Genomic DNA, 21,132 nt, shown 5'->3' with positions numbered 1-21,132 from the left:
CTTCTGTTCAAGTTGTTTTCTTTTGAAAGTCTTTAGTTTTGTTGCCTTTCTTTGTCTTCCAGTTGCTCATTAATGCGTCAATAAATAGGTTATCTTTACCTGTTGAAGAGTAAACATAGAGGAAGAAATCGCTGTCGTCTTCTCGTACTATTTTTATAGTGGTGACTTCAAGCTTATCGTCGGAATAGTCTACCTCGATGTCTTTAATATCTTTGTAGGATGCAAATTCTGATACTAAGCCCACTTCGTCATCAATCCAGTAAGAAAAGACTTTTTTGTCGGTATAACCATTTCCATCTAGTTGATTTAGAAGTATTGCGTCACTATAAAAGTACTGAATTTGCTCTGTGCCCTCGATAAGATTTTCACGATACATAAAGGCGATATCGTGCGACCATAAATCACTTCCTTCAACAACATCGCCGGAAGGGAGAACATTTAATAATTGCCCTATGCTAAGCATAAGAAATGGAAAGCATATAGCGCTAATCAACACATGCCTAAAACCTATTTTGGCTCCGTTTTTACAGTCTTGGTTGTGTGATGCGTATACTTTGTTGATATAGCGAATATAAGGTACGAAAGGTAAGGGAAGCAGCATTGATAAAATGATACTGACGCTGAGTAGATCTGTCTCAAGTATAACCGCTCCAGCTGCGTCTATCGTATTTACTGTAAAATACATAACAAAATAGAGCGCCGCGGTAAGTATGCCAATATGAGTTGGAAACAATGATGGTGAATCTGACTCGTTATCAGCATGTTGTTTCAGTTTACAGTAAAGAGGATATAGCCAAAACGGTGCAAATATCCCTCGAGCAATTGGCCAGGTGCCTTTGTTATCTTGTTTTTCTATTAAAAACCAATTCCTATAAACCCAATAGTGACAATATAAGCCAAACGTAAATATGCCCATTAGCAAAAATTTGGGAAGTGGAACGACTTGAAACCGCAAGTGCTCACTGTCATTGCGAGATGTGGCTGCTAAACGCCAATCAATAAGCATTAAAATGAAAAGTACAATAAGCGCGATGGCGAGGTAGCCTAAGAATGTAAACTCATCAAAGGTGTTTGTGTTTTCAATGGTTGAAGAGGGCGCTGTGTCGGAAGAACTGTTACGCTTATACCAAATAATACTATAGCTTGAGTAGTCTCTAGCTCGGTCTCTCGCTGCGAGATATTCTTCTATTTCATCGGCAGGAACGTGGTCTTTTTTAGCACTGTACTGATACGAGAGCGTAAGGGTTTTATCTTTGTAAGTTGCACTGTATTGATAATTAAAGTACGGATTATCTTCAGAGAATTCCTCGTCATCAAATGCCCACGAGTCGTCATCGAATTGTAATTTTATCGTATTAGCAACGTCCATTGGAAATGAGCGAGCGTAGGGAGCGTTGCGGTTTATCACTTTAGGTTTAGTCAGTTGATTACGCACGTCGGTTGCGTAAAAATCCATTTCGAAACCATGTTCACTTTCTGTAAAAGCGTTTTCAATTACATAGTGCTCATTGAGCGTCGCCCTACCGTTTTCGGCGTTGACAACTAAAGAAAGTGGCGTTGCTACGGTTGCGTTAGGAAATGCACGTTGATAGTACTCAAGATATTGCTTTTCTAGGCTTGCTGCACCGTCTTCCTCATAATTAGAAAGAATGCGCTGCGCTTGCCTGCCTAAATACTGTGACTTTACATATAATTGTGCGTTCTCTTTGATGTCTTTTGGAATAACGTAGGTCTCTATAACATCAATATTTGAAATACTTGTGGCATTCATTTGTGTGAGTGATTTTTCATTTTCTCTCACTACCAATGCGTACCCAAAGTCAGGTTGATAGAGGTTATCTATTGGCCCGAATTGATCTGTCATTGTTGGGTCGAGCCAAAGTGATTTATCGTCAATAATTGCGTTGACAATAACATGGTCAAAGCGCGTCACTGCAGGGGGGAGCGTATCGAGGGACTTACCTATTTCGGTGTTAACCAATGCAGGGAATCCAGTAATACCAAGCTCACGCATAATGGCAAGAAGCAATACTGACTTGTCTTTGCAGTCGCCATATTTTAGACGTAATGTGTCCTTCGATGGTGTCGGTATGTGAGAATTTGCACCTATCTCTATTCCTACGTAGCGTATGTTGTTTTGAACGTAGCTCAGCGCTTTTGCTAATTGCGCTTCTGTGGATGCAGTCTGGTTTTTAATGTCTTGTGCGATTGCTCTGACAGAGTCGTCCACACCTAAATCTTGATACAAGGTCATGGCCCACTCGTTAACGGCTTGCCAGCTGGGCATCTCGGTATAATTTATTTGATGGCGCGGTAAAAACCAATCAGGTGACTGGTTGTCGAATTGCTGTGGAGGCACCATTTCGATATGTACGCTGTAATCGGTGAAACCGTCGCTTTGCGTTTTCGTAACTGGGGTCTGTCCGTTTCGCTGGCTTACGTAGAGAGGGGAGGATTTACCCCACAAAACACGATGGTATTGGTCTTCTACCGGAATATTCCATACTAGTGTGCGGCCAGTTGAAAAAATACCTCGATAGACGGGGTTACTGCCAATAATTGAATAGCTAAAGTCAACCGTATCGCCAACTAAAACATCGTCTAAAATTGCATTGTAAGTGATTGTGCCATCGTAGATGCGACGCTCAAAATCTTGCTCGCTGTTGAATAAAGAAATATCAGCACTTTCTAATCGACTAACACGTTCACCGTCTCTTACAACGCTAATTTCGTGGATCAAAAGTGATTCATAAGTGGGATCAAAGTGAATTTCAATCTGCGAACTGCCATCCAACCCTTTTGCGTTAGCGACTGTTTGTGCAATTCGCGTGTAGTATTGCTTTTCTCCCTCGCTTGTTACCTTTATTTGATCGTCAACCACACGATAGAAAACGCCGCTAGATATAAGGTCCACAGGAATTGGCGTGGTGGTGTCAAGCACGCGTTTTTTTACCCAGTATGGGGTAGGAGTATTGCGATAACCTTCACTTTCTGCGCTTAACGCCCCAAACGAGAATAAACCAACAACAATAACAACAAAGGTAAAGACTGATTTCATAAAATCCATTTCACACAGTAAATTCAACCAAGCAATATACCTAAAATATGACTTGAGTTTTAGTAATAATTAGTCGCAATGATTGGAGCAAATTAGGCATCATAACACAAAGAAAAAAGCGGCCCGTGGGCCGCTTCTTAAAGTGCAGATTGCTCTGCAACCATGTTGAACTGATTTCACATGGCGTGAATATGTTTATAGACGGTCGTTAATTACCGCTGCAATTGGGCTGTCTTGCAAGCCATTTTCAGCCACCCATGCTTGTAGTGTTTTGCCATCTGCTTCAGGTGCAGCTAGGTCGCTTTTAGGCATCTTTTTAACAAGCAGTTCACCTGCTTCTACTGCGTTGCTCAGTAGAGCCGTACGGATAAGGCTGTTACCTCCGCAGCTTACGCCTGAATAATAGTCTCGCAGCTTCAAACGATAGTCCGACTCTACAGCACGCATTTTTTTACGTAGTTCGCCTTTGTCGTCTGCTTGAACGATAGTGCAAATGTTGGCTAGTGCTTCGTTTACATCTGCTTGTGCCATACCTGACACACCTAGTGTTGCTGCAATAACAAGAGAAGTTTTAACAATTTTCAACATGGTTAAATTCCTTCAAAATTTGGTTAACGGATACTTACTCGACCCCTGTATTAAAGTAAAAGATTGGCCACAGAAAAACATAGAAGGTGATAACTGCGTATTCGATTTAATACGTTAAAGACGTTATGTATTTGATAGGTTGAAAAAAAACCGTCTTTTTGTTGATGCTATTTCAAGCTAAATGAGAAATTTGACAGAGTGAAAAAATAAAAAGCGACCCGAAGGTCGCTTCTTACCGTGCAGAGATACCCCTGCAACCATGTTGAATTGACTTCACATGGCGTGAAAATTATTACAGACGAGCGCTGATAACTGCCGCGATTGGACTATCTTGAAGACCATTCTCCACTACCCACGCTTGTAGCGTTTTGCCATCAGCTTCAGGTGCTTCTAAATCGCCTTTTGGCATCTTTTTAACAAGTAGTTCGCCCGTTTCAACTGCGTTACTCAACATCGCAGTGCGGATCAGACTATTGCCGCTACAACTGATACCTGAATAATAATCGCCCAGTTTTAAGCGATAGTCGGCTTCTACTGCACGCATCTTCTTGCGCAATTCGCCTTTGTCATCTGCTTGCACAATAGTACAAATATTTGCTAACGCTTCGCTTACATCGGCATGAGCAAAATTAGAAAGTGCTAATGCACCAACAACAACTGAAGTTTTTACGATTTTCAACATGGTCAATATCCTACAATCAGCATAAGAACGATTCTTTGCTTGATAAGAATTAAACGTTAAAATTCGAGGGTAGAAAATAATCAGGGTAATACACAGGTATTAAAGTGGATACTAATTGAGAGGTTTGTTTGCTGAAAAAGTTATAATAATCAAAGTATTGGTATGGTTGTTGGCGGTGTGCGCTATGACGGCGAAGCGATACTAAAAGGCGCCTTGTAGGGTGTGTCACTACAAGGCAACCGTTAACATTTTAGTGTGGCTTGAAGTTGCTGGCGACTTCCATAATTTGTTCACGCATCCACATATGCGCGTAGTCGTGGTCTGCACTTACGTGCCAGTATAGGAAGTACTCAACAGGTTGAAGGTCAAACGGCATCTCGTAGATTGCCAGGTCGTAGTGTTTCGCTAAATGAAACGGTAGGCAAGCGATAAGGTCAGTCTTTACTATAGTACTGGGAACCGTTAAGAAGTGTTGGCCTCGCATTACTTCTTTTCTACGTTTACCCATTTTATCTAAAGCGATATCGATTGGACCCGCTCCAGATTTACGTTGAGATACATTGATATGGCCTAACCGTAAAAAAGTGTCTAAGTCGAGGCCATTTTTAAGTGCTGGGTGATTTTTTCTTGCAAGGACAACAAATCGGTCTTGAGCAATTTTTTCTTTGCACAGGTGTGGGTCTGTGAACGTTGAGGCATCAGCAAAAAAGTCGAGGGTGCCAGCTGCCATTGCCGAAACCACCTGGCTCCTTGGAATTTCATAGTTGGTCAAAGCAATATTAGGTGCCAAGTTTTGCAGTCGCGCAACCAGACGCGGCATGATACTCGCTTCTAACAAATCTCGGCTTGCAAAATTAAATGACTTTTCAGCAGTAAGGGGGTCGAAAGTATGACTTTCTTGTACGCTTTTTCTCAAAAGCGCTAACGCTTGTCTAGCGGGTACGATAATGTTTTGCGCAACGGGTGTTGGCGTCATGCTATGCCCCGTGCGAACAAATAGCGGATCGTTGAGCATTTCTCTTAGTCTCGCTAACGAGTTACTTACCGCTGGCTGAGTAATACACAATACGTCAGCGGCTTTCGTGAGACTGCCTGCTGTATAAATAGCGTCAAATACCGCGAAGAGATTTAAATCGATTCTATTGAGATTCATAACTAATCCTTTAAGCGCGAGTGCTCTGAATAAGCCAATAGACACTGAAGCTTTGGCGCTCGCCTAAATGCTACATAGCTTCTACGAATAATTTACGTTAGTGTAACAAGAATATTTATAAATACCTATTATTAAAAGTTAATTGAAACATTCAAGCTAATAATAGTAGTTTTGTCTTAGATTAATGTTCATTGGACTGAAATATGAAAACTCTCATAGATTTAGCTGTAGGGGATGTGCTCACACAGCCCGACTGGTTAGAAGTAACGCAAAATATGATTAATCAATTTGCTGATGCGACAGGTGATCATCAGTGGATTCATCTCGATAGTGAGCGATGCAAAAGCGAAAGTCCATTTGGCACTACGATAGCGCATGGCTTTTTAACCGCTAGTCTTATGCCAAAAGCATTTGGCGAAGTTATCGCGCCAAGCGAAAAAGTCGCTTCTATGATCAACTATGGAATTGATAAACTCCGCTTTTTAGAGCCTGTCAAAAGTGGTGATGCAGTGAAATATACATTCACGCTAAGTGAGACTGTGGAAAAACGACAGGGGAAACTATTTAAAGTTGATGGCAAGTGTATATTGAAATCGTCGGGCAACGCTGCACTTGTGGGAAGTTTTCTAATGTTGGCAGTGCTTAGACCTTAAATTTATTATTCTGAGAAACTAAGAGACCAAAAGAAACGTGATGCCTCTTTTGGTCTTTAAAATGACGGCGATGAATGTGAAGTCTAAATTAATTAGAAGCTTCTTCTGCACCTTCTTCAATGGCTTCGCCTGCACTTTGTATGTCTTTTCCTGCACCTTCTACAGTAGCGCATCCGCCTAACCCACCAAGACCGCCAGCAAGTACCAACATAAAAAATACATTCTTTAGTTTTGACATCTTAATTAACTCCATGTGTTGCTCCTTTTATTACTCTATTGTTTAGTCATTCATTTGGTGCGAAAGCAGTTCTACATTCATGACATTCACACTTTTTATTCCTGCACAGTAGATGCTTTTCCACCGTTTCCATCTTGATGGGAGCGTTCTGCAGCAGAGGATTGCTTATTGCTATTGCTATTGCTCTTGCACTCAGAATCAGATGTTCTGTTTTCTGATTTAGCTAACATAGCATTGAGTTTGTCACCACCCTTGGCATTAAAGTCCAGCGTTCTGATGGGGAATGGGATTAATATGTCGTTCTCTTCCAGCACGTTTTTTACTGTATTGATTGCATCGTGGCGAACAAACATGAAGCCGGGATCACCGGGATAGCGGATCCAAAACCATAATAATAAGTTAATTGAAGAGTCTCCGAACGACTCAGCATATACCGCCGTTTCATCTTTCTTGATAACGTAATCTTTGTCGTTCATGGCATCTGTAATAACGCTTGCCGCAGTTTCGATGTCGTCAGCGTAGGAAATGCCAACCGGTATTTCTATTCTGCGATAACCTAAATACGAATAGTTGGTAAGGATATTTCTAAAAAGAATCTTGTTCGGAATAACTTCTAATTGACCATAGAAGGTTTCAACCAATGTATTACGCAGATTTATTTCTTTAACGTTACCAAATACGCCTTCAGCTTCAATAACATCTCCGATATCAAAGGGCTTGCGAATGCCCATAGCGACGCCGGCAATAAAATTTTCGGTCATGTCTTGGAAGGCAAAGCCAATTGCCAATCCCACAATACCTGCACCTGCTAATAAAGAGGTGACGGTTCCTTTAAGCCCAACAAAATCAAGCGCGATAAAAATACCCGCTACAATGATTATTGTTTTAATGATTGAGGTTAGTAGCCCCGCTATTTGCCGTGACTCAAAAGTACGTCGCATGAGTTTTCCAACGACATTGCCTATGATCTTAGCGAGTACGCCGAATACAATTGCAATCAAAAATGCGACAACAATATTCGGCAAGGTCGTTATTGCACTCTCTACCCAAGTTTCGAGTTTTTCACTCAACAGCTTGTAAATCTCATCAACTTTGGGAAATTCCATAAACACCTTAATGCAATGACTTATTCAATGAGTAAGGGTAATCAAGAACTATTCCTGCCTTTAATGAGTTTTAAGTTGCTGAAAATATTGTCTATTTATGTTTATTAAGTGCTTTGGTAAACCGACCGATGGGAAGATATTTCATGGTTTTGGCAACATATTCACAGTAACAAGCGTTACTGAACGCGTGTTTAGCATTACTTCACCATAAGTATGTCTGGTCTGACCATGTGTAAAATTGATGTAAACATATTATTCACAATAAATTTACAAACTTAAATTTCAAGCATAGTATCAATTGTGTAGGTCACCGATGAGCGGTGCCTCACACAATAACAACACGAAATCGAATAGCCTGTTACTAGCGGAGCGTGTGTGTAGTAAAGCCGGTAGTGATAAGCCCAGATTTGGAATCACACTATGAAATTGAAAACGCGTAAGACCGCAGTTGCTGCAATGGTTGGCACTGCACTGTTTTGTTCTCCTTTTCTTGCAACGGCTCAGGATGCTGATACAGAAAGCGAGAAAGAAGCGAAAAAGGATGTAGAGCTTATTCTCGTGACCGGCAGTTTCGTACGCCGTAGCGAAAACTTTGAATCTCCCTCACCACTTGCTGTGGTAGACAGCGTAGCGATTGATGCCATTGGTGCTAAAAATATCGCTGATATCACACAAACACTCACAATTAATACCGGTGCTGAGAATAACCCTGATGCGTTTACGCAAAACGCAACCGCTGGTACATCTAATATTAACCTAAGGGGCTTGGGTGTAGCATCAACGTTAGTACTGCTGAACAACAAACGCCAAGTAGTCAATGCACAACCGACTAATGAAGGCTTAAACTTTGTTGACACCAGTTCACTTGTGCCAATGATTGCCATTGACCGAATGGAAGTTGTTAAAGACGGCGCTTCAGCGCTGTATGGTTCAGATGCCGTTGCTGGTGTTGTTAACTTTATCACCAAGCGCAATTACGACGGTGCCATGGTTAGCGTTGATTATCAAGATGGCGCGCATGGCGATAACAAAGAGTACATTCTTCAAGGTCTTTGGGGAGCAACGGGAGACAAGGGGAACGTAATTGCTGCGATAAGCTACACAAACCGCTCACCGTTGTTTATAAATGATAGACGTTTAAGTCGTCCCCAGGACGACACGAGCGCACTAGGTAATCCAGCGAGCTTCTTTATTGCACCAGGCGTTCCCGTAATTGACCCATATGGATGTGAAGAATTTGGGGGCTATCCACAAGTGCTTGCGCCAGAGGGTACAGTTCCTGGTCTTGATGTTGGTTTGTGTGGATTTGATTTTGGTCCATATTATTCATATGTTCCTGACGAAAGTCGTATAAACGCGTATACACGTGCTGAATACGAATTTACCGACGATATTACGTGGACAACTGAAATAGGCATGGCAAGAAACCGTGCTGAGCGTGGTGGTGCACCAAGTTTTCCGATTCTTACTGCGCCTGTCGTACCTGATTATCACCCACAAAATCCATTTGGTCGTTCAGTAGCGTTTTTTGGACGTGCTGAAGGTAATGGTCAACCTGGTGATGCAGCAAATACCGAATCGGATACGTTCCGTTTTAGTACTAATTTGCAAGGTGTCACTGACTCAGGTTTCTGGGAAGTGAGCTACACCCGCGCGGTGAACGATTTCTTGTTCTCGGTACCTGATGTGCTTAACACTGAGTTCCAGTTAGCGTTACTAGGATTTGGCGGTTCAGACTGTAATCCGGTATTAGGTGCGCCTGGTCAAGGAAGCTGTGAATTCTTTAATCCTTTTGCAACCTCATATACAAGCGCGCCGAACTCTGACTATGTAATTAGTTCATTCACTGGTAAGCAAGTTATCGATTCGAAAGCCGATCTTGAAGTGTTCGAGGCGTTTACGTCATTCGATACGTTTGAAATGGGTGGGGGCTATGCAGCACTGGCACTTGGTATTCAGTATCGAGAAAATAAGTTGTCGCAAGATTACGACGAACTGTCTAACCAAGATAGTTTTACTTTTGTTATCGGTAACCCTGATTTAGATGGAAGCCAAGATGTATGGGCTGCTTTCGGTGAATTGGCGTTGCCAATAAACGATGAACTAGATGTGCAAGTTGCTGTTCGCTATGAAGATTATGGCGGCAATATTGGCAGCACAGTAGACCCTAAACTTGCGGTTTCTTGGCGCGCATCAGATGAATTCTCGCTACGTGGTTCAATATCAACGTCGTTTAGAGCGCCAACGGTATTCCTTGCACAAGGTGGAGCCACGTCATTACAGCAGGTGGTTGACCCTGTTCAGGGGGCACAAGCTTTTGTAGCGGTTCGCACGGTGGGTAATGAGGACCTGAAGCCAGAAGAGTCTACGGCATATAACATTGGCTTCTCTTACGAGCCATTTAGAGACTTGTCGGTAGAGGTTGACTATTGGAACTTTGAATTCGAAGATTTGATCATCCAAGAAAATGCACAAGCACTGCTTAACGCAGACCCAACAGATACCGACAGAATTGTTCGTGCTGGCGACCCAGTAAGTGGTCCTGTACTTCAAATTAACAATACTTATGTAAATGCAAGTTCACTTGAAACGTCAGGTATTGACTTTGTTACTAGCTACAAGATGGAAACAGAGTTAGGTAACTTTACGCCGTCAATACACGCAACGTACATCACTAAGTATGACTTGATGGATCCACAAGCGGGTAATGTTGACGGTGCTGGTCGCCGTAACTTCAATAACATCGGTGTATCGTCACCGGAGCTTCGAATGAACATTGGTTTGGCTTGGCAACATGATGTACACGCTGCAAATCTATTTGTACGATACATTTCTTCGTACGATGATGATCAAAACTGCGCAGATGGCACATCCAACACAGGCGGTTGCGCGAATGGTTTCTATGAAATCGACAGCATAGTTACCGTTGATGCGCAGTATAATATCGACTTGGGCAGTGTGTTTAATACTGAGCAAAGCTACGTATTAACTGTGGGCGGTATAAACTTGTTTGATGAAGAGCCTCCGCAAGTATTTACTAACAGTGGTTTTGACTCAAAAGTTCACGACCCTCGTGGACGCCAGATATACGCAAGACTGGCTGTAGAGTTCTAAAGCGCTTTCACTTTAGTGTTTGTAAGATAAAACCGACCTTAAGGCTAAGGTCGGTTTTTTTGTAAACTTTAATCACCACAGGATTTTTTGTTTTATTCTTTCTGCTGCTTTTAATCTTTTCCGTATCTATTAGAGTAACCACAAACAACAGTAATAGGGGATCTCTTATGCCAGATAAGTTGTCAAATGCAGAAATTCAAACCAAGCTTGAAGCATTGAACGCCATGATTAGTGATGACGTAAAATGGGAGCAAGACGGTGATGCTATTAAAAAGACGTTTACGTTCAAAAGTTTTATTAGGGCTTTCGGGTGGATGTCTCAAATTGCCATTTGGGCGGAAAAGCTTAAACATCATCCAGAATGGTTCAATGTGTATAATAAAGTAGAAGTTCGATTAACCACTCATGATGCTGATGGCCTTAGCGAATTGGATTTTTCCTTAGCAGAAAAGATGGAAAAATTTAAATAATTGGTTAGCCATATTTTGCTTTTCGTCACAATTAGGGGCTAATTCGTATTAACTTTGTACACATTGGTCAAATTAACCGCGAACAGTCAGAAATTTGAAATATTTCGGTGTTAGGCACTTGTGTTAGTAAAGTCCCTATGTATAATACGCACCACGTTGAAGCGAGGCACTAAACGAATCGCTTTGAGCGGTAATTTTCTGGCGCGGGATGGAGCAGTCTGGTAGCTCGTCGGGCTCATAACCCGAAGGTCGTAGGTTCAAATCCTGCTCCCGCAACCACAGAAAATTAGGTGAATTTTTTAAATGTGTAAACAACACGTTTAACCGTACAGACGCGGGATGGAGCAGTCTGGTAGCTCGTCGGGCTCATAACCCGAAGGTCGTAGGTTCAAATCCTGCTCCCGCAACCACATTAAGAACCCAGCATTTGCTGGGTTTTTTCTTTTCAGCGTGAAAATAAGCTTACGTATCTCATTACCCTCGAAGGTAGTATGTATTTACGAATATACTTCGTGCACTTCACAACACTCCACCACTTTGTAAGTATCGCACCACGCTTCGTATAGCTTTTGTATAGTTAAATCACATTGCAACTTGTGCTAATTTGGGTATATCGAAGTAATGATGTATACGATAAAGCGCAATATGCTTCGTCTATTATTGCGTGCCCAAAAGACAATAATTTATATGTTTGTGTGCAGTCTACTGAGTAACTAAGGCTTAAATATGGTGTCTCAATATTTTAATTTTGAAGAACAAGCTAGGCTCATAGAAGGATTCTATAACTTACCTCTGGTGCTTTTATCATTGATTGTCGCCATTTTTGCGTCATTCATGGCATTTAATGTGGCGGGGCAAGCCGCGGTAACTGAAGAGAAAAGTCGCAAAAACATTTTACTGGGTACGGGAAGTTTAGCCTTAGGCGGTGGTATTTGGTCGATGCACTTTCTGGGTATGACTGCCTTTGACCTATGCCTCCCCGTTGACTACAACGTTTCTATTACTGCACTGTCTGCCTTGCCCGGTATCGCTGCTGCGTGGGTAGCGTTAAATTTACTGATAAGAAGCAAAATAACAGTTCACGAAATTGTCATTGGAGGGATTCTGGTTGGTGCAGGTATAGGTACCATGCACTACAGCGGAATGGCCGCAATGGAAATGGCACCGCTATTGCGTTATGACCTCCCTATATTTTTATTGTCAATTGTTGTGGCGGTTGCGTTGGCCATGTTGTCGTTGTGGATAAAGTTTGGCATTACAGCAGCAACTAAATCAAAAGACCTGTTGGGTAAACACGTTGTTTTGGCCAGTGTTGTCATGGGCTTAGCTATTGCAGGAATGCATTATACGGGCATGGCAGCTGCACGTTTTGTATTACCTCCGGGCTTAGAAACTTCAAATCAGACGTCCGAAGTTGCGGCTGTTCTGGCAATTTCCATTGCAATTTTTACAGTAACGTTAATTGCCATTGTGTTGGGTATAACACTGCTCTTTAAATATAAAGATGTAATGTTGCGCGCGGTCGAAAGTGAGAGGATCCAAAGTGCTATTACCGACACCGCGGTGGATGCCATTCTTACAGTAGATAATAAAGGGATTGTACGCACGGCAAATCCTGCAGTTGCCGATATCTATGGATACACACAGAGCGAGATTATTGGTATGCATGCATCTGCTCTCGTTCCGCCCGAGCGTCGGCACATGTACAATGATGATTTTTTTAACCAGCGAGTCGTTCCGACTGAACAAATCATTGGTGCGGGAAGGGAAGTTGAAATATTACGCAAAGATGGAACGCGGATACCTGCTCGAGTCGGAATAGGGTATACAAAGGTAGATGATAAACCTGTTTTTGTTTCTTTTGCTTCAGATTTACGTGCGCGCAAAAAAATGGAAGACGCGCTTAGGGAAAGTGAAGCAAAATTTAGAAGCCTAATTGCTAACATTCCAGGTGCTGCTTATCGAGCGCTATGTAAAGACGGTTGGCCAATGGTATTTATTAGCAACGCCATTAAAGAGATAACCGGCTATCCTCCCGAAGATTTTGTATTGCCTAACCCTAAGCGACACTTTTCAGAACTTTATCACCCTGACGATGCGGCTGCATTAAGCGATGTATCGTCATTTCAAGACACCTTTACCATTGAATACCGTTTAATTGATAAAGCGGGAAATACTCGCTGGGTTATTGAACAAGGTACGTGCGTAAAAGCTGATGACGGTGAATTACTGTACATAGATGGCTTTATTACCGACATTACCAAGCGTCGTCAGATGGAAGAAGAGTTAAAAATCGCAAAAAATAATGCGGAGCAGGCAGCGGCAGCAAGAACGGCGTTTCTTGCCAATATGAGTCATGAGATCCGAACACCAATGAACGCCATTATTGGATTTAGTGATCTCATGCTTACAGAGGCACTTCGAGAGGAACAGAAGTCTCATCTCACAACGATTAATCGCTCAGCGCGCTCTTTATTGCATTTGCTCAATGATATCTTAGACAGCGCCAAATTAGACAAAGGTAAACTAGAACTAGATTATCGAGATTTTTGCTTACGAGAGGAACTGGATTTAGTTATTTCAACATTCTGGTTGGAAGCAAAACGCAAAAAAGTGACGCTATCTTTAGACGTTGATGAATCTGTTGCAAAGGGCTATCACGGTGTCCCGGAAAGGCTAAGGCAAGTCCTAAATAATTTAATCGGTAATGCCGTTAAATTCACTCATGAGGGTGAAGTGCAAGTGCGCGTGCACAGCGATGGTAAACAGGTTTATTTCGAAGTTTCTGATACAGGAATTGGCATGACGCCTGAACAGGTGGAAAAGGTGTTTGATCCATTTTCTCAAGCGGATGCGTCAATGAGCCGAAAATACGGTGGTACAGGGCTGGGGACGACTATATCCAAACAATTAGTTGAGTTAATGGGCGGAAATATTTTTGCCCAAAGCGTTATAAATCAAGGAACAACATTTACCTTTAGACTTCCACTTGAACCTGTTGAGTTGAAAAGTAGGAGTGAGGCTGAAAAAGTGCATCACAATGTAACATCGCTTTCGCCACTTCGCGTATTGGTGGTTGACGATGTACATCAAAATATCGAGTTGTTGTCATTGCTGCTGAAGCGAAATGGGCACAGTGTTGACAGCGCATCTGACGGTGAAATTGCATTACAGAAAATGCAAGATTACAGTTTCGACGTAGTGCTAATGGATTTGCAAATGCCGAAAATGGATGGCCTCGAAGCTGCAAAGCAAAGGCGTGCCTATGAAAAAGCTGAAGGCTTGTCTCCACTGCCGATAATTGCACTTACTGCAAGTGTACTCATACAAGACAAGCATGCTGCGCAAAATGCGGGAATGGAAGGATTTGCAAATAAGCCTGTAGATTTCCCCTCGTTAATGGAAGAAGTTGCCAGAGTGCTTGATATAAGTACTAGTGCAATAACGAGCAATGACCTTGCTGAAAAGGCTAACGTACTTGACGATAACGGAACAGACAATGACACAGCTGTTATACACGATTCCCATATCATTAATATGAAAAAAGCGGTTGCATTGTGGGGGAGTGAACTTGTTGTACTTCAAGAGATTGATAAGTTTGTCGTTGACAGTAAAGAAAAAATTGACGATTTAATGAGTGCACTTATCGCAGAAGACTATAATAAGGTAGTTGCTGTTACGCATAATTTGAAAGGTACGTCAGGTAACTTGTGTTTAACCGCATTCTTTAAAACGACGTTATTGCTTGAAGCCGACGCTATTAAAGAAGAAGTCGATATAGAACAAGTGAACCAATTGCGTAATGCTATTGAAGCGATAGAGCAGATGTTAAGTGAATCGCCACTGTATGGTGAACAAGCAATAAACGAAAGTATTGATAGCGACTTATTACTTGCGCACTTAAAACAAATGCTAAAAAGTGTCGAGCAGAATATGCTGGATGAAGAAGAATTGACATTCTTGCGTGACATTGGTTTAAGCAAGTTTAAGGATGATGTCGCCCAAATTCTGTTAGATATTGATGATTTTGAATTTGAATCTGCGCAGCACGGAATAAAAGCGCTGATAGATGAGTTGGAGCAAGTGCGAGCGTAGTCATGTTAGATAGTGAAGTAACAAAACCGACATTGTTATTGGTCGACGATGAACCTGTCAACTTACGCGTTTTAAAGCAGTTGCTCGCTGCTGATTATCAACTGATCTTCGCTAAAAATGGTGAAGAGGCCCTGAAATTAGCGCCCGCTAGAAAACCAAACCTGATTCTTTTGGATGTAATGATGCCCGGTATTACGGGGTTTGAAGTGTGTCGACAACTTAAAGGTTTGCCTGAAACAAAGCATATCCCTATTATTTTTGTGACTGCGCTAAATGATGATCACGATGAAGCGGAAGGTTTTGATGCCGGTGCCGTCGATTACATTATTAAACCCATATCACCCGCTGTAGTAAAAGCCAGGGTGAAAACGCATTTAAGTTTGGTGCAAGCCGATGAGTTGCTCGAAAGCCGATTACAAGTTGTGCAGCGTTTAGGGCGAGCAGCTGAGTACAAAGATAACGAAACGGGCATGCATGTAATGCGCATGAGCCATTATTCAAAGGTATTGGCAGTTGCATATGGGCTAACTGATAAACAGGCAGAAATATTACTGCATGCTGCTCCAATGCACGATATTGGTAAAATTGGAATTGCCGATAGCATTATGCTTAAACCCGGCAAACTAACCGACGAAGAGTTTGCGTTAATGAAGCATCACCCTGAAATTGGTGCTGAAATCATTGGTGATTGCGGCGACTCTTTGTTACTTAATGTGGCAAAGTCGGTGTCACTGACTCATCATGAGAAATGGGATGGCAGTGGCTACCCCCGTGGCTTGTCAGGGGAAGATATTCCTATCGAAGGGCGAATTTGTGCTATTGCCGATGTTTTTGATGCATTAACCAGTAAGCGACCATACAAAGAAGCTTGGAGTATAGAAAAAACAGTTGACTTCCTTAAAGAACAAAAGGGAAAACATTTCGAGCCCAAATTGGTTGATTTACTTATTGAGAATTTACCGCAAATATTAGAAATCAAAGCCACGTTTAAAGACGAAGAGTAATAGAATACACTCTCGCGGCTATTGGCTGTTGCTTAATGCACCGCCTATCAGTATAATGTGCGCATTCAATGATGAGCGCGGGCTCCCTCAGTGTTTAGGAAAGTAACGCACTCGTTGTTAGCAAGCTATCACCTTGTGGTGGTTTTACCCATAGGCTTGCAACTGCCCTTGTTGGCAGGTATGGGTTCAGAATTTTAATAAAAGCCCCGCTAGTCCGGGGCTTTTTGTTGTATTAAAACCTGGAGTCAGCCTCGCTGAGCCGGGTGATGACAGGTGGGCTTTAGGCCCTTTTTTCGTTTTTGGAGGTTTGCATTGGCAAAACTTGAAGAGAAACTAACCGAAATGCTAGAGCCAGGTGTTGAAGCACTTGGTTTTGAGTTGGTTGGCATCGAGTTTGTACGAGCGGGGAAACATTCGATTCTTCGCGTTTTTATTGATCATGAAAACGGTATTACCGTAGATGATTGTGCAGATGTAAGTCATCAGGTTAGCGCAATTTTGGACGTTGAAGATCCAATTAGCACTGAATACAACTTGGAAGTGTCATCACCAGGTATGGACAGACCGCTTTTCAAAGAAAAGCACTACATTGAGTCTGTGGGTGAAGTGGTTCAAATTCGTTTGTCTATGCCGATGGGCGACAGACGTAATTTTAAAGGCAAAGTACTCGCGTGCGAAAATGGCATGGTAAGTATTGAAGTGGATGGCCAGCAGTTCCAGTTAGCTGTGGCGAATATCGAAAAAGGTAACGTTGTTCCCACGTTCGATTAACGGAACAGCTCTGCTTTCATCGACGAAAGCAAAAGAGAGGCGAAAATGAATAAAGAAATTTTGTTAGTGGCGGAAGCCGTTTCAAATGAAAAACAAGTGCCTAGAGAGAAGATTTTTGAAGCGCTAGAGTTCGCAATTGCTAGTGCAACCAAAAAGAAAAACGAAGGCGAAATTGAAGTTCGTGTAAGCATCGACAGAACGTCGGGTGACTTTGATACATTCCGTCGCTGGCTAGTCATTCCTGACGATCAAGAGCAGGAGAATCCATTTGCTGAAATTACTTGGTCTGCGGCACAAGTTGACGAACCAGAGATTCAACTAGGCGATTATGTGGAAGAGCAGATTGAATCTATCAAATTCGACCGCATAACTACGCAAACCGCTAAGCAAGTTATCGTACAAAAAGTACGTGAAGCTGAGCGTCAGCAAATGATTGCTGAATACGAAGACAAAGTGGGTGAGCTGGTTACAGGTACAGTTAAGAAAGTTAACCGCGACAATATCATCATCGACTTAGGTAACAACGCAGAAGGCGTTATCTACCGCGACGATATGCTTCCTCGTGAAACTTTCCGTCCGGGCGATAGAGTACGTGGTCTTCTTTACGTTATCCGTCCAGAAGCGCGTGGCGCACAGCTATTTATTAGCCGTACTCACCCAGACATGCTCGTTGAGCTATTCCGTTTAGAAGTTCCAGAAATCGCGGAAGAAACACTAGAAATTAAATCTGCGGCTCGCGACCCAGGCTCACGCGCAAAGATTGCGGTTAAAACTAATGATAAACGCTTAGACCCAGTGGGTGCTTGTGTTGGTATGCGTGGTTCTCGCGTACAAGCAGTATCTGGTGAACTTGGCGGCGAGCGTGTTGATATCGTGCTTTGGGATGAAAACCCAGCGCAGTTCGTTATCAATGCAATGGCACCTGCTGAAGTTGCGTCAATCGTTGTTGATGAGGACAGCAACAGCATGGATGTAGCGGTTGAAGCTGACAACTTAGCACAAGCAATTGGCCGTAGTGGTCAAAACGTCCGCCTAGCTAGCCAGCTTACTGGCTGGGAACTTAACGTGATGACAGTTGACGACCTCAACAAGAAACACGAAGAAGAAAATGCGAAGGTACTTGATCTGTTTACTGCAGGTCTTGATATTGACGAAGAGTTTGCATCTGTACTTGTAGATGAAGGCTTCACCACACTTGAAGAAGTGGCATACGTGCCGGCAAGCGAACTTCTTGCGGTTGAAGGATTAGATGAAGAAACCGTAGAAGAGTTGCGCAACAGAGCGCGCGCTTATCTTACTACTCGAGCGTTAGCAAACGAAGAATCGCTTGAAGGTGCAGAACCTACAGAAGCCTTATTAAATCTTGAAGGTATGAGTAAGCACGTGGCGTATGTGTTGGCCAGCCGCGGTGTTACCGACCTTGAAGAATTAGCAGAACAAGGTACCGATGATATCAGTGATATCGATGAGCTGGACGAAGAAACTGCAGGCGCCCTTATTATGGCTGCCCGTAATATCGTTTGGTTCAGTGAAGAAGAGTAAGGTCAACAGGGGGAAAATTACGTAATGGCAGATGTATCTATTGAAAAGCTCGCCAGCGACATTGGTACGACCGTTGACCGATTGGTTGGCCAGTTTAAAGACGCGGGTATCACAAAGAGTGCCGGCGATCAGGTAAACGAAGACGAGAAACAAAAACTATTGGATCATTTAAGTAAGCAACACGGCAGTGCAGCCGAACCGACGCGTATGACACTTAAGCGCAAAACGACAAGCACACTAAGCGTGGGCAAGTCGAAAGAAGTTAAAGTAGAAGTACGTAAAAAACGCACTTACGTGAAGCGCAGCGATATTGAAGAACAGCAGCGTCAAGCGGAAGAAGAGGCGAAGCGTCTTGAAGAAGAAGCACGCCTTAAGCGCGAAGCGGAAGAAAAAGCAGCTGCAGAAGCGAAAAAAGCGGCTGAAGAAAAAGCGCGTAAAGCTGCAGAAGCGAAAAAAGCAGCTGACGAAGAACGTGCCCGTCGCGCTGAGCAAGCAAAGAAAGAAGCTGAAGCACGCAAAGCAGACGAGCCTGAAATGACAGAAGCTGAAAAAGCGGAAGCCGAAGCGGCGCGTCAAGAAGAAGAGCGTCTTCGTAAAGCGCAAGAAGAAGAAGCGCAGAAAAAGCTTGAAGAAGAAGCGAAAAAAGCAGCTGATGAAGCGCGCAAACTAGCTGAAGAAAACGAGCGTCGCTGGAAAGAAGAAGAAGAGCGTCGTAAGAAAGCGGAAGCGGAAGAAGTTCACTTGCACTCAAATCGTTATGCTCAAGAAGCAGAAGACGAAGAAGATATGCAGGTTGAGCGTTCATCGCGTCGTCGTCGCAAGTCGAAGAAAAACGCAGGCGAACACCTTAAGCAAGGCTTTAACAAGCCAGCTGCACCTGTAGAGCGTGTAGTTAAGCTTGGCGCAACTATCACTGTTGGCGAACTTGCAAGTAAGCTTGCAATTAAGTCTAACGAAGTTATCAAAACGATGATGAAGATGGGTGAAATGGCAACCATTAACCAAGTACTAGACCAAGATACTGCGGTACTAGTGATTGAAGAAATGGGCCATAAATACGAGCTTGTAAACGACAACGCACTAGAAGATGAGTTGTTGGCAGATGGTACTGGCGGTGAAAAAACTACGCGTGCGCCTGTTGTAACCATTATGGGTCACGTTGACCACGGTAAGACGTCATTGCTTGACTACATTCGCCGCGCGAAAGTAGCCGATGGTGAAGCCGGTGGTATTACCCAGCACATTGGTGCTTACAAAGTTCAAACAGATAACGGTGAAATCACGTTCCTAGATACACCTGGACACGCCGCGTTTACTGCAATGCGTGCTCGTGGTGCTACTGCAACGGATATCGTTATTCTTGTAGTTGCTGCAGATGACGGCGTAATGCCTCAAACGAAAGAAGCGGTACAGCATGCTCGCGCTGCTGGCGTACCTCTTATCGTTGCAGTGAACAAAATGGATAAAGAAACTGCAGACCCAGACCGCGTTAAAACTGAGCTATCTCAATTAGAAGTTATCTCAGAAGAGTGGGGCGGTGAACATCAATTCTGTAACGTGTCTGCGAAAACAGGTATGGGTGTAGACGAACTACTTGAAGCTATCGTTCTTCAAGCTGAAGTTCTTGACCTTAAAGCCGTTGCTGAAGGCCCGGGTCGTGGTATCGTTATTGAATCTCGCCTTGATAAAGGCCGCGGTCCAGTTGCTTCTGTACTTGTACAGGAAGGTGAACTGCGCGCTGGCGATATTCTACTTTGTGGTGAAGAGTACGGCCGTGTTCGTGCTATGCGCGACGAAAACGGTAAAGAAATGAAGGTTGCTGGACCTTCGACGCCTGTTGAAGTACTTGGTCTGTCTGGTGTTCCTGTAGCGGGTGAAGATGCTGCCGTGGTTAAAGACGAGCGTAAAGCGCGTGAAGTTGCCGCTAAGCGTCACCAGAAGAAACGTGAACTTAAACTTGCTCGTCAGCAAAAAGCGAAACTTGAAAACATGTTTGCTAACATGGAATCAGGCGACGTTAGCGAACTAAATATCGTACTTAAAGCTGACGTACAGGGCTCTGTAGAAGCGATTTCTGAGTCACTTGTTAAACTTTCAACGTCTGAAGTAAAAGTGAACATTGTAGGTAGTGGTGTAGGTGGTATCACTGAAACTGACGCAACCCTTGCGGCTGCATCAGGTGCTATCGTACTAGGCTTTAACGTTCGTGCCGATGCAACAGCACGTCGTGTATTGGAAGCAGAAGAAATTGATCTGCGTTACTACAGCGTAATCTATAACCTCATTGATGAAGTGAAAGCGGCCATGAGTGGTATGCTTGCACCTGAATTTAAACAGGAAATTATCGGTCTTGCAGAAGTTCGTGACGTGTTTAAGTCACCGAAACTGGGTGCAATTGCAGGCTGTATGGTTACTGAAGGTGTTGTTAAGCGTAGTAATCCAATCCGTGTTCTACGTGATAACGTAGTAATTTACGAAGGTGAGCTAGAATCACTGCGTCGCTTTAAAGACGACGTACAAGAAGTACGTAACGGTATGGAATGTGGTATTGGCGTTAAGAACTACAACGATGTGAAAGTAGGCGACCAAATCGAGGTCTTCGAAATCGTTGAGGTTAAGCGCGAAATTTAATTGCCTTAGTTAATTCGGCATGTGAAA

The 21,132-nt window shown here is 43.1% G+C and carries 14 protein-coding genes and 2 tRNA genes; 10 read left to right on the top strand and 6 right to left on the bottom strand.

Annotation, left to right across the window (positions count from 1 at the left end; genetic code table 11):
- Window positions 1-7 precede the first annotated feature (7 nt).
- The 4 genes from OZ660_RS11505 to OZ660_RS11490 form a co-directional block, all read right to left on the bottom strand.
- A complete protein-coding gene (locus OZ660_RS11505; protein ID WP_274740997.1) occupies window positions 8-3,058 on the bottom strand; it encodes a DUF3857 domain-containing transglutaminase family protein in 3,051 nt (1,016 codons plus the stop codon).
- A gap of 195 nt (window positions 3,059-3,253) precedes the next feature.
- Window positions 3,254-3,646: a DUF3718 domain-containing protein gene (locus OZ660_RS11500; protein WP_159625939.1), complete on the bottom strand. Its 393-nt coding sequence runs from the start codon at window positions 3,644-3,646 to the stop codon at window positions 3,254-3,256.
- A 292-nt stretch (window positions 3,647-3,938) separates the two neighbouring features.
- The gene (locus OZ660_RS11495) at window positions 3,939-4,328 is read right to left on the bottom strand and encodes a DUF3718 domain-containing protein (protein WP_202261716.1); all 390 of its coding nucleotides are present in this window, start codon (window positions 4,326-4,328) and stop codon (window positions 3,939-3,941) included.
- Between the two features lie 250 nt (window positions 4,329-4,578).
- The gene (locus tag OZ660_RS11490) at window positions 4,579-5,481 is read right to left on the bottom strand and encodes a LysR family transcriptional regulator (protein WP_159625935.1); all 903 of its coding nucleotides are present in this window, start codon (window positions 5,479-5,481) and stop codon (window positions 4,579-4,581) included.
- Between the two features lie 203 nt (window positions 5,482-5,684).
- Between OZ660_RS11490 and OZ660_RS11485 the strand changes: the two genes are divergently transcribed.
- Complete coding sequence (locus OZ660_RS11485) at window positions 5,685-6,134, top strand: MaoC family dehydratase (RefSeq protein WP_274740996.1); 450 nt, start codon at window positions 5,685-5,687, stop codon at window positions 6,132-6,134.
- Between the two features lie 88 nt (window positions 6,135-6,222).
- Here OZ660_RS11485 and OZ660_RS11480 read toward each other — a convergent pair whose 3' ends face one another.
- Window positions 6,223-6,345, bottom strand: coding sequence for an entericidin A/B family lipoprotein (locus tag OZ660_RS11480; protein WP_446698981.1), 123 nt, complete (start codon window positions 6,343-6,345; stop codon window positions 6,223-6,225).
- A 122-nt stretch (window positions 6,346-6,467) separates the two neighbouring features.
- Window positions 6,468-7,478 carry a mechanosensitive ion channel family protein gene (locus OZ660_RS11475; protein ID WP_274740994.1) on the bottom strand — a complete coding sequence of 337 codons (1,011 nt, stop codon included), beginning with the start codon at window positions 7,476-7,478 and terminating at the stop codon, window positions 6,468-6,470.
- A gap of 420 nt (window positions 7,479-7,898) precedes the next feature.
- On the opposite strand from OZ660_RS11475, the gene OZ660_RS11470 reads away from it, so the two are divergent.
- From OZ660_RS11470 to infB, 9 genes are all read left to right on the top strand, one after another.
- A complete protein-coding gene (locus OZ660_RS11470) occupies window positions 7,899-10,592 on the top strand; it encodes a TonB-dependent receptor plug domain-containing protein (protein ID WP_202261713.1) in 2,694 nt (897 codons plus the stop codon).
- A gap of 167 nt (window positions 10,593-10,759) precedes the next feature.
- The gene (locus OZ660_RS11465) at window positions 10,760-11,062 is read left to right on the top strand and encodes a 4a-hydroxytetrahydrobiopterin dehydratase (RefSeq protein ID WP_226433570.1); all 303 of its coding nucleotides are present in this window, start codon (window positions 10,760-10,762) and stop codon (window positions 11,060-11,062) included.
- 202 nt (window positions 11,063-11,264) lie between these two features.
- Window positions 11,265-11,341, top strand: a tRNA-Met gene (locus OZ660_RS11460).
- Between the two features lie 54 nt (window positions 11,342-11,395).
- A tRNA-Met gene (locus OZ660_RS11455) sits at window positions 11,396-11,472 on the top strand.
- A gap of 316 nt (window positions 11,473-11,788) precedes the next feature.
- Window positions 11,789-15,157 carry an MHYT domain-containing protein gene (locus OZ660_RS11450; protein WP_274740993.1) on the top strand — a complete coding sequence of 1,123 codons (3,369 nt, stop codon included), beginning with the start codon at window positions 11,789-11,791 and terminating at the stop codon, window positions 15,155-15,157.
- Between the two features lie 2 nt (window positions 15,158-15,159).
- Window positions 15,160-16,161, top strand: coding sequence for a response regulator (locus OZ660_RS11445; RefSeq protein WP_274740992.1), 1,002 nt, complete (start codon window positions 15,160-15,162; stop codon window positions 16,159-16,161).
- Window positions 16,162-16,473: 312 nt separating this feature from the next.
- Window positions 16,474-16,932, top strand: a complete 459-nt coding sequence (gene rimP, locus OZ660_RS11440) for a ribosome maturation factor RimP (RefSeq protein ID WP_159625919.1) — start codon at window positions 16,474-16,476, stop codon at window positions 16,930-16,932.
- A 45-nt stretch (window positions 16,933-16,977) separates the two neighbouring features.
- Window positions 16,978-18,474 (top strand): transcription termination factor NusA, encoded by a 1,497-nt coding sequence (gene nusA / locus OZ660_RS11435; protein ID WP_202261703.1) that lies wholly within the window; start codon window positions 16,978-16,980, stop codon window positions 18,472-18,474.
- 24 nt (window positions 18,475-18,498) lie between these two features.
- Window positions 18,499-21,105: a translation initiation factor IF-2 gene (gene infB, locus OZ660_RS11430; RefSeq protein ID WP_274740991.1), complete on the top strand. Its 2,607-nt coding sequence runs from the start codon at window positions 18,499-18,501 to the stop codon at window positions 21,103-21,105.
- Window positions 21,106-21,132: the final 27 nt, after the last annotated feature.

It is taken from the genome of Alteromonas sp. 009811495 (assembly GCF_028865455.1).
Lineage (GTDB): Bacteria > Pseudomonadota > Gammaproteobacteria > Enterobacterales > Alteromonadaceae > Alteromonas.
This window is presented reverse-complemented; position numbering and strand designations above follow the sequence as displayed.

What these genes read in the sequence shown, in the direction of transcription:
- OZ660_RS11505 (WP_274740997.1), bottom strand. Translation starts at nt 3,058, where the DNA reads ATGAAATCAGTCTTTACCTTTGTTGTTATTGTTGTTGGTTTATTCTCG.
- OZ660_RS11500 (WP_159625939.1), bottom strand. Translation starts at nt 3,646, where the DNA reads ATGTTGAAAATTGTTAAAACTTCTCTTGTTATTGCAGCAACACTAGGT.
- OZ660_RS11495 (WP_202261716.1), bottom strand. Translation starts at nt 4,328, where the DNA reads ATGTTGAAAATCGTAAAAACTTCAGTTGTTGTTGGTGCATTAGCACTT.
- OZ660_RS11490 (WP_159625935.1), bottom strand. Translation starts at nt 5,481, where the DNA reads ATGAATCTCAATAGAATCGATTTAAATCTCTTCGCGGTATTTGACGCT.
- OZ660_RS11485 (WP_274740996.1), top strand. Translation starts at nt 5,685, where the DNA reads ATGAAAACTCTCATAGATTTAGCTGTAGGGGATGTGCTCACACAGCCC.
- OZ660_RS11480 (WP_446698981.1), bottom strand. Translation starts at nt 6,345, where the DNA reads ATGTTGGTACTTGCTGGCGGTCTTGGTGGGTTAGGCGGATGCGCTACT.
- OZ660_RS11475 (WP_274740994.1), bottom strand. Translation starts at nt 7,478, where the DNA reads ATGGAATTTCCCAAAGTTGATGAGATTTACAAGCTGTTGAGTGAAAAA.
- OZ660_RS11470 (WP_202261713.1), top strand. Translation starts at nt 7,899, where the DNA reads ATGAAATTGAAAACGCGTAAGACCGCAGTTGCTGCAATGGTTGGCACT.
- OZ660_RS11465 (WP_226433570.1), top strand. Translation starts at nt 10,760, where the DNA reads ATGCCAGATAAGTTGTCAAATGCAGAAATTCAAACCAAGCTTGAAGCA.
- OZ660_RS11450 (WP_274740993.1), top strand. Translation starts at nt 11,789, where the DNA reads ATGGTGTCTCAATATTTTAATTTTGAAGAACAAGCTAGGCTCATAGAA.
- OZ660_RS11445 (WP_274740992.1), top strand. Translation starts at nt 15,160, where the DNA reads ATGTTAGATAGTGAAGTAACAAAACCGACATTGTTATTGGTCGACGAT.
- nusA (WP_202261703.1), top strand. Translation starts at nt 16,978, where the DNA reads ATGAATAAAGAAATTTTGTTAGTGGCGGAAGCCGTTTCAAATGAAAAA.
- infB (WP_274740991.1), top strand. Translation starts at nt 18,499, where the DNA reads ATGGCAGATGTATCTATTGAAAAGCTCGCCAGCGACATTGGTACGACC.